Below are 14,934 nucleotides of genomic sequence, written 5' to 3' on the forward strand. Positions count from 1 at the left end.
CTCCGTTATCGGTTGATTTTCCTGAGAAGCTGGGCGCGCAGCATGCGTGCTGTGTTGTCATCGATCGGGCCAAGAGCACGCCTTGCGCCGGCGGGGATGTGGGCTGCGGTTTTCTCATCGGCCTGGAATACGTAATGGCGGAAGATTTCCTCCCAGGTGTGGCGCTGCTCCGGCGGCAAGTCGCGGATCGATAGCAGCGAGAGCAACAGCGCATTGGCAGGCGTGTCCATGTATGCAGGCGACTGGCGCCACCAGTAATTGACCAGGACATTGAAGCATTCCAGCGCTTCCACATGGTGCCACCACATGCTGGGAATGAAGATGGCGTCGCCGGGCTCAAGTTCGGCGGCTTGCGCATGCCGCATCGCTTCGCTGAAGCGAGGAAAGCGCTCGAGGTCCGGCTGGTCCAGGTCGACCAGGCTGATTGGCTGGCCGGCCGGGGTGAAGTCCAGCGGGCCGATATACAGGTTTTCCAGCTGCGCCGGCGGAAACAGCGTGAACCTGCGCCGGCCTGCAGTGACGCAGGCCAGGTTGTCGGGCAGGTCGTAATGGGCCGGAGTGCGGGTCTGGTTGCCGATCCAGATGCTCGCGAGCGCGTCGCGCGGATGCAGGTCGAGCGGGTTCTCTTCGAGGTAGCCCGGCAGGGCCGTTTCTGCCGTGGTGGAGCCGACGTAGATGGTGGGTGGGCGCGGGTTGCCGCGGTGTGCCGCCAGTTCGTTCAACAGGTGGTCGAGGCGGGTGTGCACCGAGGTGAAATTGAAGCCGCTCAGGTCTTCGTTGTAGAAAATGCGGCCATCGATGCCGGGCGCGCCGAGCATGGCAACCACGCTGGCGTCGCGGCAAAAACGGCGCAGGTACGCATCGGCGCTGGCTGCGCGTGCGATGCCGTCGGCGCCTTTGCGGCCAGCCTGCACCGCCGGCCAGCGCGCCACCAGCCCGCGCAGTACCAGCGGCTGCGTGGACGCCAGCACTTCGTCGCCCAGGTCGGATGGGGTTACGCCGTGCAGTTCCCGGATTGGCTCAGCACTGGGCAGCATGGGTGCGGTTCTTGCGTGCGATCAGGGTGCGGAAGTGGGACATGGAGGCGATCACCATGTAGACAGGCTGCAGGTAGCCGGCGCGGTTCAAGCGTTCCAGCACCTTGCCCGGCAGCGTAGCGAGGCGCTCTTCGTTGATGGTGTGGAAGCCGGCCAGCCGGCATTGTGCGCCATCATCGAGTTCGATATCGAATACAAAAGGCTCGAGCAATTGGTGCTCCAGGAGCGCCGCCAGAAAGCCTCGTGCCTGCTGCAGGCCCAGGTGGATGGCGAGCAGGGTAGAGTTGATGCGTTCCAGGTACTCGGAGGTGCCGCCATGCGCCAGGAATACGCGCTCGCCGCTGGAGGTGCTGACGCGCGGGTTTTCCAGGTCGATGTGCACGCTCAATTCTTCGCCGCTCACTCCGATCAGGAAAGGCTGGCGCTCGATTGCCAGCGGGACGTAAGGCGCTTCCCAGCCGTGCAAGCCGAGGAACAGGTTTTCGCCCTCCTGGAAACCGAACAGCGCATGGGCCTCGAAGCTGCCATCGACAGCCCGGCGGAACACGATCGGGTAGCTGGCCTGCACGTCGCGGAATTCGGCCGGGAAGGTGAGGGCGGACATGACGTTGTCGCCGAAATGGGCGCCGCGCCCGGTCTGCACATGCAAGTCTTTGTGGTCGATATTATTCAGCAGGACAGCTCTGGCCATGAAGATCCCCGTTTGGACGGCGAGCCGGGTGGTGCTGCCTACCCGGCCACGCCGCCGCTTGTCATCAGAACTTGTAGCGGGCGCCCAACATGTAGCGCGGCCCGGATTGGGTCACGAAAAGCGCCATGGTTTCAGCGCGGCCGTGGACACGCTGGATTTCATTGGTCAGGTTAATCGCCTCGAACTGCACGCTAAGCTTCTCGTTGAAGGCGTAGCCGACGCTCAGGTCGAGCTGGCCGTAGGCTTCCGTGTAGTTCGGATTGGGGCCTGCGCCGTCGAATGTAGAGCACAGGAACTTGTCGCGCCAGTTGTAGGCTGCGCGAATCGACCAGTTCTTGTCTTCGTAGATACCGACCAGGTTGGCGGAGTTGCTCAGGCCGACCAGCGCAAATTGCTCGCCAATCTTGAAGTTGTCGTACTTCAGGCCCGAATCGACCCAGGTGTAGTTGGCCGAGAGACCGAAGCCCGAATTGCCGAACATATGCTGCACATTGATCTCGGCGCCTTTCAGCTTCTCGTTCTTCTGGTTGGCGAACGAGTTGATCTCGAACGACATCACCGGATCGTTTGGCTGGCCGACGATGGTGCCGGTAGCATTGCCGCTGGCGTCGTCCGGACCGCGGGTCACCCCGGGAGCGCTCGGATGGTTGCGGAAGATGTAGTTGCGGATGCAGACACGGTCGGTGCCGCAATTACCTTGCTGGACAGCTTCGTTCCACAGCGCGCCGCCAACCGGGGTATGCAGGTTAAACGGGGTCGCCGTGATCTTCGACTGGCCGGCATAATTGCTCAGGTCTTTGTGGAACAGGCCAATCGAGGCGAAGCTTTGCTGGCCGTAATACCACTCCCATGACAGGTCCAGGTTCTTCGACTTCACAGGCTTCAGCTGCGGGTTGCCCTGGCTGCCGGTGCCGCCGAAGTCGCGCGCAAGGCGGTCCAGCGTGGTGCCGCCCTGGATCTGGTCATAGCGCGGACGGCCGATGGTTTCGCCGTAGCTGGCACGCAGCTTCATGTCCGGACGGATATCGGCGTCCCAGTCCACGCTGGGCAGCCAGTGGCTGTATTTGCCATCGAGCGTGGTGAAAGTGGGATCGCCGAAGCTGAGCGGGAATTCATTGGCCGATACCCAGCTGATGCCGGTGGCGGCGGGCACCAGCGCGGTCGAGATGACGTCGGTCTTTTCATAGCGCACGCCGATATTTGTATGCATCGGGATCGCGGTATCCCAGTCGGTGCCGAACTGGATATAGGCGCTCTTGGATTTCTCCTTGGTGCGCTGGTCGGAGTCGAAGGTACTCTTCGGCATGTACATGTCCGGCAGGCCGGTAACCTTGGCGGTCAGGGCGCGCACTTCGGCAAAATTGAAAGTGTAGAACTGGTTGAACAGGGCAGGGTTGCCGCTGCCATTGATCTTGTCGTAGTACTGTCGCAGCGACTCCTGGTGGAACAGGCTGGCCGGGTAGTCCGATGCTGTCGACGCGCCGCCCCAGGAATCGCGCTGCTGGGTCGACATGGCCGAGCGGTTCTTCACCTCGATGGCACCGACGCCGAAGTTCAGGTTTGACGCTTCCAGCAGCTTCAGGCTGCCCTTGAATTGGGCCTGTTCGATCTCGCCTTTCATGTAGCCATTCTGGAATACGGAGCCCGTCACCTGTTGCGGAGCCCTGGCGAAATCCGCGCCCTGGATGCTCAATACCGGGAAGTCATCGCGGAAATCGACGGTAGTATCGCCGCGGCTGAAGCTTGCGGTCCCGATCACGTTGCTGGAGCCGAATGGGCTGTCGGCCTTGGATACGGCACTGGACTTGTGCATGTCTAGCTCCAGCTTCAGGCCGTCGGTCTTCCAGGCGGCGTTGAAGCCGAGCGATTTGTTCTGGGTCTTGGTGGCAAAGTCGGCGCCGCCCATGGCGATATCGCTGTTGGCCGCCGGCAGCAGTTCGGTGTAGACCAGCGGCGCGGCGACCGGACCGTTGCTCCAGGTCGAAGTGGACGGGCCGAAGTTGAACCAGGCCGACAAGTCCTGGCGGCGGGTCTGGATCTTGTTTTCGGAGTAGGTGTAGTCCAGCGTGGTGGTGAGCTGCTTGAGCGGCGCCCACTGTAAGGTCAGCTGGCCGTTGGTGCGTTGGCGCTGCACGCCGTTCATGTTGTAGTTCAGGTTTTGCGGCAGCGAGTAAATGTCGCTGTCTTTCGGGTGGTTGGTGGCGCCGGCTTGCGGCACCGGCCCCGCATTGCCCTGGTAAGGACCGCGCCAGCCGTTCGAAACGGCGGCCTGGTTGAAGCCCAGGTTGCGCTCCTGGTAGCTGGCGCTGAGCGCCACGCCAAAGCGGTTGTCGTCGAAGGTATTGCTATAGATGCCTGAAACTTCTGGCGTGGTGGCGCTGCCTTGCTTGACGTCGCCTGGCAGGTTGTTGTGCGAGGTGTCATGTACCGCCTTGACGCCGACGCTGGCAACCATGCCCGGGCGCTCGAGCGGGCGCGCGGTCAGCACATTGACGGTGGCGCCAATGCCGCCAGTCGGCGTTTCGGCGCGGCCGGTCTTGTAGACCTGGATCTGCGAGATCGCCTCCGAAGCCAGGTTGGCAAAGTCAAAGGCGCGTCCATTCAGGTCGCCCAGGTTGGAAGTCGGCATCTGGCGGCCATTCAGCAGCACCAGGTTGAAGTCGGGGCCCACGCCGCGCACGGTGATCTTGGAGCCTTCGCCGATGGAGCGGTCGATCGACACGCCGCTGATGCGCTGCAGCGATTCGGCGAGGTTGGTGTCGGGGAATTTGCCGATATCGGCTGCCACGATGCCGTCCACGATACCGTCGGCATTGCGCTTCAGGTTCATCGAGGAACCCAGGCTGGCGCGCAGGCCGGTCACAACCACCGTGGTCACGTCGCCTGTACTGGACGGGGCGGGCACCACGCCTGCCTGGTCCGATTCCTGCGCCTGGGCTGGTGCGATGAGCGCCGCGCAGGCGGTGGCTACTGCAAGGCTCATCAATGTCTGCTTCGCCTTTGGATAGTGCATTTGGTCTCCTTGGTTCTTATAGTCTGGCCGCCTCCCAACTAGCATGGAAACGTTTCCATGTCGTGCTTAAAAATACTAGGGGCAGCAAAATCGGTTGTCAATAAAATACGCCGGGGATCGGCTGGAAGTGTGGGGTTTCCGTCATCAAACTGGAAACGTTTCCATTCTGGTTGGCGCAATATAGCACTCTTCAAATTTTGAAGTCAACAGCCTTTCCGTGCCATCCTTGCAACACATATGGGAACGTTTCCAATATGCATGCGAATCGCCGGCAGGCCGCTGTTGCGGTGGAAACGTAGCCAGGCGCCATTCGGATTTTTCATGGGAGTGAGTGATGGTACACTCGGTGCATGAATGCAATCATTCTTGCAGCGGCTATGCGGCCCGGGCCACGCCGGCACCAGCCGCCCAAGCCCAAGCCCATTTTCACGGCCGCCTACCGCACCCAGTTGCACCGGGCCGGCGACGGCAGCTACATCGTCGGACCGTCACCAGGCCGAGCGGTCTGCCTGGAGGACTGAATGAACGAAAAGACCGCCCGCGCCATCATGCTGGTCAAGGCTATCGAGGAGGCCGACCAGCACAAGGAGGTGCTCACTGACGACGACCGTAGATTCGCCAGCCGCACTGCGCGTGAACTGGCGCACTGGCAGGCGGCCGAGCAGCGATCGGCGTCCACGCTGCCGGACTTTCTTTACCACCGCGCCGAGCAATTGCTCAAGCGCCTGGCCGCACGCCACAAGCTGTTCGCCTCCATCACGCAGGGCCACAGCGGCCTGTGGGGGGCAAGCTGGCTGCTGCCGCTGGCGGCACTGCTGGCTGGCGGCATGGCAGAGCGCTTCGGCGACCCGCACCGGGTCGACTTGCTTTCGATGCCCCTGTTGGGAATCATGGCCTGGAACATGCTGGCCTACCTGTTGCTCACGCTGTGGATCCTGCTGCCATCGCGCCGCGCCGGCCTGCGGCGCGGTCTGGCCAATCGCATGGCACTGGGGGGCGGCCACCTCCCGCACCGGTTGCCGCACGCGCTGGCGAACGGCGTACTGCAATTCATGGTGGACTGGGCGCGCGCCGGCGCGGGCCTGAACCTGGCCCGTATTGCGCGCATCCTGCACTGGTCGGCTGCCGCCGTTGCCGCCGGGGCTTTGCTGTCGCTGTACGCACGCGGTATCGTCGAGCGCTATGCGGCAGGGTGGGAGAGCACCTTCCTCAACCCGTGGCAGGTGCATCGCCTGCTGTCGGTGCTGTTCGCGCCGGTGGAATTCATCTTTGGCCTGGAAGGCTTCACGATGGACGAGGTGATGGGCTTGCAGAACTGGAATGAGTCGCGCCTGGGCAACGGCGCGCGCTGGGTGCACCTATACGGCGCCAGCCTGCTGCTGTATGTGGTGCTGCCGCGACTTGCGCTGGGTGCCATTGCCGCGCTGCGCGCCTTGTGGCTGCGCCGGCACTTTCCGCTCGACCTGGACCATGCGTACTACCACCTGTTATCGGTGGCTGCCGGCGGTGAGCCTGGCCTGCTGCGCGTGCTGCCCTACAGCCTGACGGTGGACGAAGCGCGCAGCAAGGGCCTGGATATCCTGGCGCAAACGATGCTTGGCGAGCAGGCCCGCGTACGGCTGCTGCCGCCGGCCGCATACGGCAGCGAGGCGCCGGCGCTGGAGGGCGGAGAAGGCGTGACCAATGCAGTATTGTTTGGCATCGCCGCTACGCCGGAACAGGAAAACCACGGCGTCTTCCTGGCGGCGTTGGGGCGCGGGCGCAAGCTCATTGCCTTGCTTGACCAGTCCGCGCTGGCAGCGCGCGTGGATGCCACCCGCTTGAGCGAGCGCATAGAGTTATGGCGTGAGTTTTGCATCCTGCACGGCGCCGAGCCCATGGTGGTCGATTTGCTGGCGGCCGTTGCGGCAAGCGAGAATCCGGCATGAGCGGCGCACCTGTCACCATCCAGCTTGCGCTGGTCTCCCACACCAACAATGGCAAGACCACGCTGGCCCGCACGCTGCTGGGCAGCGACGTTGGGCAGGTGCGCGACGCGGCCCATGTCACGACCTTCGCGGAATCGCACGCGCTGATGACGAGCCAGCAGGGCGACAGGCTGGTGCTATGGGATACGCCGGGCTTTGGCGACTCGATGCGCCTGATGAAGCGCCTGGCGCTGACCGGCAATCCGATCGGCTGGCTCCTGCGTGAAGTGGTGGATCGCTATCGCGACCGTCCTTTCTGGCTTAGCCAGCAGGCCGTGCGCACCGCGCGCGACGAAGCCGACGTTGTGCTGTACCTGGTCAACTCCACCGAGAACCCAAGCGATGCCGGCTATATCCCGGCCGAAATGCGCATCCTCGACTGGCTGGGCAAGCCTGTGCTGGTGCTGCTGAACCAGATGGGGCCGCCACGGCCGCTGCCGGAGGAGCAGGCCGAACTGCTGCGCTGGAAAGACTTCATGCTGCAGTTTGCCCAGGTGCGCGAAGTGCTGCCGCTGGACGCCTTTGCCCGTTGCTGGGTGCACGAGCGCGTGTTTTACGATGCGCTGGGCGCTCTGGTGGGGCCGGAAAAGCAGCAAGGCTACGAGCGCCTGTTCTCCGTATGGGAAGACACCAATGCGCGCCGCTTCAGGCAATCCATGGCAGTGATGGCGCAGCAGTTGGCCGATGCGGCGCACGACAGGCAGATCGTGGAAACGGTGGAACGCGGCGTCATCGCATCGGCCCTGAAGATCATCGGCATCGGCAAGGGCGAGGACCGCAAGCGGCAGGACCGGGCCATGAATACGCTGGTGGCGCGGCTCAACCTCTCCATCGGCCAGGCAACCGTCAACCTGCTGGCGCTGCACAAGCTGGACCCGAGCGAGGCGCCCAAGATCAATGCCCGTGTCAGCAACAACTTCGTGGTGCAGGCGCCGGTCGACAAGGGACAGGCAGCGCTGCTGGGGGCCATTGTCTCCGGCGCGGCAACCGGTTTCTCGGCCGACCTGGCTGCCGGCGGCCTGACGCTGGGCACCGGCGCGTTGCTGGGCGGCGTGATCGGCGCACTGACCTTTGCCGGCGCGGCCTGGGGCTTCAATGTCGGCATGGAGCGCGAAGTGCCGACCATGTCGCTGTCCGACGATTTCCTGCGCACGCTGCTGGTATCCAGCATGCTGCGCTACCTCGCCGTCGCGCATTTCGGCCGCGGGCGCGGCAACTTCGTCGAGAGCGAAGCGCCGCCCTTCTGGCAGGAGGAAGTGGAGCAGGCCGTGGCGCTGCATGAGGTGGAGGTTGCCGCCCTCTGGAAGACCCTGCGCGAGCAGGAAGAGCGCGACCTGGCGCCGGCCAGCGCCGTGATCACCGGCATCACGGCGCACGTGCTGGCACGGCTGTACCCCGAAGGTCAGGCGGCGAATCCGCCGTCGATATTGAGGCCGGCACCGGTCACGTAGCCGGCATCTTCGCTGGCCAGGTAGGCCACCATGGCTGCGATCTCCTCGCCGCGCGCGTGGCGCTTGATCGGCATCAGGTCGTGCAGCGCCTTGGCAAAATCGCTGTGCGCCGGGTTCATGTCGGTGTCCACCGGGCCTGGCTGCACATTATTGATGGTGATGCCGCGCGGGCCCAGGTCGCGCGCCAGGCCTTGCACCAGGCCGGTCAACGCGGATTTGCTCATTGCATAAATCGAGCCTCCAGGGAAGGGCATGCGCTCGGCGTTGGTACTGCCGATGTTGATCACGCGGCCGCCGGCTTTCATATGCGCCACAGCTGCCTGCGTGGCCGCAAACACGCCGCGCACGTTGACGGCAATGGTGTGGTCGAAGTTTTCCAGCGTCAGTTCGGACACGTCGCCCAGGTGCAGCACGCCAGCGTTGTTGACGAGGATGTCGATGCGGCCGAAGCGTTTGGCGATATCGTCGATGGCGGCGCGGGTTGCAACGGCATCGGTGGCGTCGACTTTCAGCGCGAGGGCCTTGCCGCCGGCCGCGGTGATTTCGCTGGCCAGGGCGTCGGCTGCCGCGCCGGAACTCTGGTAGGTGAAGGCGACCGTGGCGCCATCCTTGGCCAGGCGGCGCACGATGGCGGCGCCGATGCCGCGGGAACCGCCGGTAACGAATGCGATCTTGCTCATGATTTTGCTCCTGAATGTTGGTTGGGATGAAGCTAGTATGGTCGCGACATTGCATGCTGACTAGCTGGTAATATTGATTATCACTTTCAACCCGATGTATCAAATGCAGCCACTGAATCTCCTGGAATCCTTCCTGCAGAGCGCCGAAGGCGCCGGCTTTTCCGAGGCAGCGCGGCGCCTGGGACTGACGCCGGCGGCGGTCAGCAAGAACGTGGCGCGGCTGGAGGCGCGGCTGGGCGTACGCCTGTTCCAGCGCAGCACGCGCCGGCTGGCCTTGACCGAGGCCGGCGAACGCTTGCTGCAGCAGGTGCGCGGGCCGCTGGCCGAATTGCAGGGCGCGATCGCCGGCGCGGCGCAGGACGCGGGCGAGCCGGCCGGCACCCTCAAGGTGGCGGTGGCGCATGGGGTGGGCCGCATGTACATCCTGCCGCTGCTGAGGGGCTTCCTGCAGCGCTATCCGGGCGTGCAGCACGACTGGCGTTTCGACAACCGCACGGTGGACCTGATCGGGGAAGGCTATGACGTTGCTATCGGCGGCGGCATCGAACTGGCCCCTGGCGTGGTGGCGCGCGAACTGGGGCGGCCGCGCATCCTGGTCACGGCCGCCCCGTCCTGCCTGGCTGGCCGCAAGCTGCCTTCCCATCCGTCCGAGCTGGCCGGGTGGAAAGGCATTGCGCGCCGCTCTGCCGAAACCGGACGCCTGCGCGAATACCTGCTGCGCAACGCGGCAGGGGAGGAAGCAGTGGCACAATTCAGCGCAGTCGCGACCTTCGACGATCCCGAAGCGATGGCGCAGGCGGCCTGCATGGGGCTGGGCGTGGCGCTGCTGCCAGGGCCGCATGCGGCCCCGCTGCTGGAATCCGGCCAATTGGTGCGCCTGCTGCCGGACTGGCATGCGGAGGTGGGGCCGCTGTCGATCTACTATTCCAGCAAGAAGCTGCTGCCGGCCAAGACGCGCGCCTTCGTCGATTACGTGATTGCTCAAATGCGCGCGGACGACTTTGCGGGGCGGCTCGACAGGCTTTGAAAGATCACGGTAATATGGGCTTCCAATTCATCAGCGATAGGGGTGCCTTCCATGAAGTTCCGCCTTGTTACCCGCAGTGATTTTGATGGCCTGGTGTGCGCGGTGCTGCTCAAGCACCTGGACTTGATCGACGAGATCCTGTTCGTGCACCCGAAGGATATGCAGGATGGGAAAATCGCCATTACCAGCCGCGATATCACCACCAACCTTCCTTACGTATCCGGCGCCCATCTGGCGTTCGACCACCACCTGTCCGAAACCATCCGCAATACGGGCGAGCGGCAGAACCACGTGATCGATCCCGGTGCGCCGTCGGCTGCGCGCGTGGTTTATGACTACTACGGCGGCGGCAACAAGTTCCCTTCGGCGTGGAACGACATGATGCTGGCGGTGGACAAAGGCGATTCGGCCCAATTCAACCGCGATGAAATCCTCAACCCGCAGGGCTGGGACTTGTTGAACTTCCTGATGGACGCGCGTACGGGCCTGGGGCGCTTCCGTGATTTCCGCATCTCGAACTACAACCTGATGATGGACCTGATCGATTACTGCCGCTCGCACACGATCAGCGAAATCATGGCGCTGCCCGATGTGAAAGAGCGCAGCGACCTGTATTTCGACCACGCGGAAAAGTGCAAGGAGCAGATTCGCCGCTGCTCGAGCGTGCATAAGAACCTGGTGGTGCTGGACCTGCGCAATGAAGAGACGATTTATGCGGGTAACCGCTTTGTCATTTATGCACTGTATCCTGAGCAGAATATCTCTATCCACGTGCTGTGGGGCCTGAAAAACCAGAATACGGTGTTCGCGACCGGCAAGTCGATTTTGAACCGTACGTCAAAGACCAATATCGGGGCGCTGATGCTGGAATACGGCGGGGGCGGGCATGAGAATGCCGGGACTTGCCAGGTGGAGAATGAGATGGCGGAGGATGTGCTGGGCGCGCTGATCGTGCGCATCAACAAGGAAGGCTGATCGGAAAAATGGGAAGGGCTGATAATGGGGATGTACCTTTTAAAGGGTACGTCCCCATTATTTCCAGCGAATTAGAAGTCTTTTTCAGGTAAAGCTATAGAATTATCGGTCGAGAACTGGTAGTCCTTGAACACGTGCTCCGCAGTCAGGATCTGGTAGGAACCATCCGGCTTCTTGAACGAAGTGTCCTTCAGGCGGTAGGTGTAGTGGCCGCAAGTCCAGCAGTTGAAGTTGCGCATGTGGGTGCACAGGCAGGTCTTGTCCATCACCTTGATGCCCTTGTCGCTGCCGCCGTTGGCCATCACTTCGCGGTTGTACGAATTGATGTAGGCGCAGTTGCCGGTGGCATCGAGCAGATAGCCGTAGGACTCGCAGCCCGGGCGAATGCCGGCGCCGATTGCCGGGGTGCTCTTCAGCATGCGCATCGGATAGCCGGTCGGCGAAACGCCGTTGACGATGATGTCTTCCTCGCTGGCCTTGAAGTATTCCTGCTTCACGTCTTCAGGCAGGCCGCATTCCCTGGTTACGGTGAAGCGGGTCGCTACCTGCACGCCGGCCGCCCCCATTTCCAGGAAAGACACCGCATCGCTGCCGGTGAACACACCGCCTGCGGCGATCACGGGCACGTCCAGGTTCTCCGCCTTCATGTAATCAAGGATCTCCTGCACGATCTGGTGCAAGTCGAAATCCTTCCAGTCCTCCAGGCCGAAACCCAGGTGGCCGCCAGCCAACGGACCTTCCACGATCACGTAGTCGGGCAGGCGGTTCAGCTTCTGGTTCTTGCGCAGGAAGATCTGCAGCGCGCGCACGGAGGATACAATGATGCCCAGCTTCGCTTCGCGGAAGCGCGGGTGGTCGGCCATCAGCGCGAAGGAGCCGAAGTGCAGGCCGGCCGACAGGGTGATGCCGTCGATGCCCGCGTCCAGCGCCGCGTTCAGGCGCGTGCGCAGGGTTTCCTTCGGGCCGTTCATGGTCAGCTTTTCCATGCAGTTCACAAAAATCAGGCCAGGGCCTTCCTTGCGCTGCATGGTGTCGCCGATGTGGCGGCGCTGGGCTTCGGCCAGGCGTCCCAGGTCGAACTGCACCTCGGACTTGTCCATATTGTTGATGTTGTGCTTGTACAGGCGGGTCTTGTCCTTGACGAAGGTGGTGTCGAACTTGCGGTCCGAAACATCCTCCACCATCGCATCGGAAATATGGCCGATGCCGCCAAGGCGCGCTGCTTCCAGCGCCAGTTCGGTCGTGGAAATATCCACGCCCATCCCGCCGATCATGATTGGCACATACTCTTTGTCGCCAAGCTTGAGGCGGAAATCGTCAACACGTTTCATTACAGTCCTTCGATCAATCGCGGAAATTGTTGAACTCCAGAGGCGTGTCCGGCACGTCCTTGCGCAGCAGCTGCATCGCAGCTTGCAGGTCGTCGCGCTTGGCACCGCTCACACGTACCGACTCGCCCTGGATGCTGGCCTGGACCTTCATCTTGCTTTCCTTGATTACCTTGGTGATCTTCTTGGCGGTCTCGGAATCGAGACCGTTCTTCACCTTGATGACCTGCTTGACTTTGTCCCCACCAATCTTCTCTACCTTGCCTTCGTCGAGGAAGCGCACGTCGACCTTGCGTTTGGCCAGCTTGTTGGTCAGCACGTCGCGTACCTGGCCAAGCTGGAATTCCGAATCGGCGAATGCCGTCAGGTCGTTTTCTTTTTGTTCTACGCGCGCATCGCTGCCTTTGAAGTCGAAGCGGGTCGAGATTTCCTTGTTGCTCTGGTCGACGGCGTTGCGCACCTCGATCATGTCCGCTTCGGATACTACGTCAAACGATGGCATATTCTTTCCTTTACAATGAAGCACCCGCCCACAGGGCGGACTCAAAAGAAGCGACATTTTAACGGACAAACAAGCGAACGCTCGGTCGTTTTTGTCATAATTGCACTATAATCGAGCAAAAACTTGATCTGCCCATGCCTTTCCCAGATTTTCTCCAGCACGAATACCCACTGAAGCATTTAAATACGTTCAGTATTGATGTACGCGCCAAACATTACCTGCGCGTGACATCGCTGGAGCTGTTGCGCAGCGCCCTGGCCGATCCGCAACTTGCCGCGATGCCGCGCCTGGTGCTGGGCGGGGGCAGCAACCTGCTGCTGACGCGCGATTTTCCGGGCCTGGTGCTGCATATCGCGCTGGAAGGCCGCGAAATCCTGGCCGGCACCGCGACCCACCACCACGTCCGCGCCGCAGCCGGCGAAACCTGGCACGACTTTGTGCAGTGGACGCTGGCGCAAGGCATCGGCGGCCTGGAAAACCTGTCGCTGATCCCGGGTACCGTGGGTGCAGCTCCAATCCAGAATATTGGGGCGTATGGGGCGGAAACCAAGGACTGTTTCCTGTCGCTGACGGCGTTCGACCCGGCCAGCGGCGAAGTGCGGGAGATGGACGGCGCCGACTGCCGCTTCGCCTACCGCGACAGCATGTTCAAGCACGAAGGACGCGAGCTGATCATCGTCGACGTGAGCTTTGCCTTGCCGCGCGCCTGGCAGCCGAACCTGCGCTACGCCGAACTGGCCAATGCCGTGGCGGAGCAGGGCCTGGCGGCGCCAACGCCGCAGCAGGTAGCCGACACTGTGATCGCCATCCGCCGCCGCAAGCTGCCCGACCCGGCGCAAATCGGCAATGCCGGCAGTTTCTTCAAGAATCCCGTGGTCAGCGCCGAGCACTGTGCCCAGTTGCTGGAAAAGTTCCCAACGCTGGCGCACCACCGCCAGCCGGACGGCAGCGAAAAGCTCGCTGCGGGCTGGCTGATCGACCAATGCGGCTGGAAGGGGAAGTCGATGGGCGCCGCCGGCGTCTATCCAAAACAGGCCCTGGTGCTGGTGAATAACGGCGGCGCCACCGGCACCGAAGTGCAAGCCCTGGCCGCCGCCATCCAGGCCGACGTCTGCGCCCGCTACGGCGTAACGCTCGAACCCGAGCCAGTATTTATTTAAAAGTCGGGGTCAGGTCTGGCAATCCGCCATGTTTTTCGCATCGCGAAAAACATGGCGGATTGCCAGACCTGACCCCGACTTTCATTCTGCGTTGACGACGCGGTTGCGGCCGCCGGCCTTGGCGGCGTAGAGGGCGCGGTCGGCGGCTGCGACCAGGGCGTCCCATGATGATTGCTTGTCCGGTACGACGGTCCGCACGCCTATCGACATGGTCAGCACGCCGTAGGGCAGGGCGCTGGCGTTTTCGATCTCCAGCTTTTCGAGTTGGCGCAGGCAGGCGTTGGCGACGTTCATGGCGCCGACATTGTCGGTTTCCGGCAGTATGATGGCAAATTCCTCGCCGCCGTAGCGCGTGACCAGGTCGGCCGGGCGCTTCAGGTTCTCGGTCATGACTGCCGCTACCTTTTTCAGTGCCAGGTCGCCCGCCGGGTGGCCGTAGCTGTCGTTGAACTGCTTGAAATAGTCTACGTCGATCATCAGCAGCGACAAGGGCGTCTTGTCGCGCTTGCCGCGCTGCCATTCCAGCACCAGCGTTTCGTCGAAACGGCGTCGATTGGAGATGCCGGTCAGCGGGTCGAGCGCGGCCAGCTTTTGCAGCTCCACATTGGCTGCGGCGAGCTTTTGCTGGCTTTCGCGCAGGAAGCGGAAAGCCTGGTCGCGCTGCAGGCGGTGGATGTGGGCATTCGAGTGGTGGCGCACGCGCGCCAGCAGCTCCAGCTTGTCGGGCAGCTTGACCAGGTAGTCGTTGGCGCCTACGGCAAAGCCGTGTGCTTTGAGCTTGGGGTCTTCGCGCGCCGACAGCACGATGATCGGAACATGCGCCAGCATTTCCTCGGCGCGGAAACGGCGGATCAGCTCAAAGCCGTCCACTTCCGGCATCACCAGGTCCTGCAGAATCACGGTGGGCTGCATCGAATTGGCGACGGCAATCGCTTCGCGCGCATCGGTGATGAAGTGGAATTCGATGTCTTCCTGGTCGGCCAGCATGCGCCGTACCGCTTCCGCAATGATCAACTGGTCGTCAACCAGCAGCACGCGTACCTTGAAGTGGGTCAGGCTTGGCTCGGTTTCCAGGTTCAAGGTGAGTACGTCAGGCATCGCTT

General features: G+C 62.6%; 12 protein-coding genes. 5 read left to right on the top strand and 7 right to left on the bottom strand.

The genetic code is table 11. The features are described 5' to 3' along the window. Positions 1-5 precede the first annotated feature (5 nt). The 3 genes from ACN9MZ_RS10580 to ACN9MZ_RS10590 all read right to left on the bottom strand — a co-directional run bounded on the left by ACN9MZ_RS10580 (position 6) and on the right by ACN9MZ_RS10590 (position 4,711). On the bottom strand, positions 6-1,037 hold the full coding sequence (locus ACN9MZ_RS10580; protein ID WP_426342096.1) for a cupin-like domain-containing protein: 1,032 nt from the start codon (positions 1,035-1,037) through the stop codon (positions 6-8). Continuing rightward, a complete protein-coding gene (locus tag ACN9MZ_RS10585) occupies positions 1,021-1,728 on the bottom strand; it encodes a SapC family protein (RefSeq protein ID WP_426342097.1) in 708 nt (235 codons plus the stop codon). The genes ACN9MZ_RS10580 and ACN9MZ_RS10585 overlap by 17 nt, the downstream gene beginning before the upstream one ends. A gap of 64 nt (positions 1,729-1,792) precedes the next feature. Then, positions 1,793-4,711: a TonB-dependent receptor gene (locus tag ACN9MZ_RS10590; protein ID WP_426342098.1), complete on the bottom strand. Its 2,919-nt coding sequence runs from the start codon at positions 4,709-4,711 to the stop codon at positions 1,793-1,795. A gap of 551 nt (positions 4,712-5,262) precedes the next feature. Here ACN9MZ_RS10590 and ACN9MZ_RS10595 point away from each other — a divergent pair. Next, positions 5,263-6,669, top strand: a complete 1,407-nt coding sequence (locus tag ACN9MZ_RS10595; RefSeq protein ID WP_426342099.1) for a DUF2868 domain-containing protein — start codon at positions 5,263-5,265, stop codon at positions 6,667-6,669. After that, a complete protein-coding gene (locus tag ACN9MZ_RS10600) occupies positions 6,666-8,159 on the top strand; it encodes a DUF3482 domain-containing protein (RefSeq protein ID WP_426342100.1) in 1,494 nt (497 codons plus the stop codon). Before ACN9MZ_RS10595 ends, ACN9MZ_RS10600 begins: the two co-directional genes overlap by 4 nt. On the opposite strand, the gene ACN9MZ_RS10605 is transcribed toward ACN9MZ_RS10600, so the two are convergent. Further along, positions 8,111-8,839 (bottom strand): SDR family oxidoreductase, encoded by a 729-nt coding sequence (locus ACN9MZ_RS10605; RefSeq protein ID WP_426342101.1) that lies wholly within the window; start codon positions 8,837-8,839, stop codon positions 8,111-8,113. The two genes, ACN9MZ_RS10600 and ACN9MZ_RS10605, sit on opposite strands and share 49 nt — an antisense overlap. A 103-nt stretch (positions 8,840-8,942) precedes the next feature. Between ACN9MZ_RS10605 and ACN9MZ_RS10610 the strand changes: the two genes are divergently transcribed. Continuing rightward, positions 8,943-9,866 carry a LysR substrate-binding domain-containing protein gene (locus tag ACN9MZ_RS10610; protein WP_426342102.1) on the top strand — a complete coding sequence of 308 codons (924 nt, stop codon included), beginning with the start codon at positions 8,943-8,945 and terminating at the stop codon, positions 9,864-9,866. 51 nt (positions 9,867-9,917) lie between these two features. Next, entirely contained in the window at positions 9,918-10,841 is a 924-nt protein-coding gene (locus ACN9MZ_RS10615; RefSeq protein ID WP_426342103.1) for an exopolyphosphatase, read from the top strand. A gap of 71 nt (positions 10,842-10,912) precedes the next feature. On the opposite strand, the gene ACN9MZ_RS10620 is transcribed toward ACN9MZ_RS10615, so the two are convergent. Next, a complete protein-coding gene (locus ACN9MZ_RS10620) occupies positions 10,913-12,172 on the bottom strand; it encodes a nitronate monooxygenase (protein ID WP_426342104.1) in 1,260 nt (419 codons plus the stop codon). A 13-nt stretch (positions 12,173-12,185) separates the two neighbouring features. Then, positions 12,186-12,671 carry a YajQ family cyclic di-GMP-binding protein gene (locus ACN9MZ_RS10625; protein ID WP_057262600.1) on the bottom strand — a complete coding sequence of 162 codons (486 nt, stop codon included), beginning with the start codon at positions 12,669-12,671 and terminating at the stop codon, positions 12,186-12,188. Between the two features lie 134 nt (positions 12,672-12,805). Between ACN9MZ_RS10625 and murB the strand changes: the two genes are divergently transcribed. Then, complete coding sequence (gene murB / locus ACN9MZ_RS10630; protein WP_426342105.1) at positions 12,806-13,831, top strand: UDP-N-acetylmuramate dehydrogenase; 1,026 nt, start codon at positions 12,806-12,808, stop codon at positions 13,829-13,831. An 81-nt stretch (positions 13,832-13,912) separates the two neighbouring features. Here the strand turns inward: murB and ACN9MZ_RS10635 are convergent, their stop codons facing one another. After that, the gene (locus ACN9MZ_RS10635) at positions 13,913-14,929 is read right to left on the bottom strand and encodes a diguanylate cyclase (RefSeq protein ID WP_426342106.1); all 1,017 of its coding nucleotides are present in this window, start codon (positions 14,927-14,929) and stop codon (positions 13,913-13,915) included. Positions 14,930-14,934: the final 5 nt, after the last annotated feature.

Origin of the sequence: Pseudoduganella sp. S-14, from assembly GCF_049913285.1 — a bacterium.
GTDB lineage: Bacteria > Pseudomonadota > Gammaproteobacteria > Burkholderiales > Burkholderiaceae_D > Rugamonas.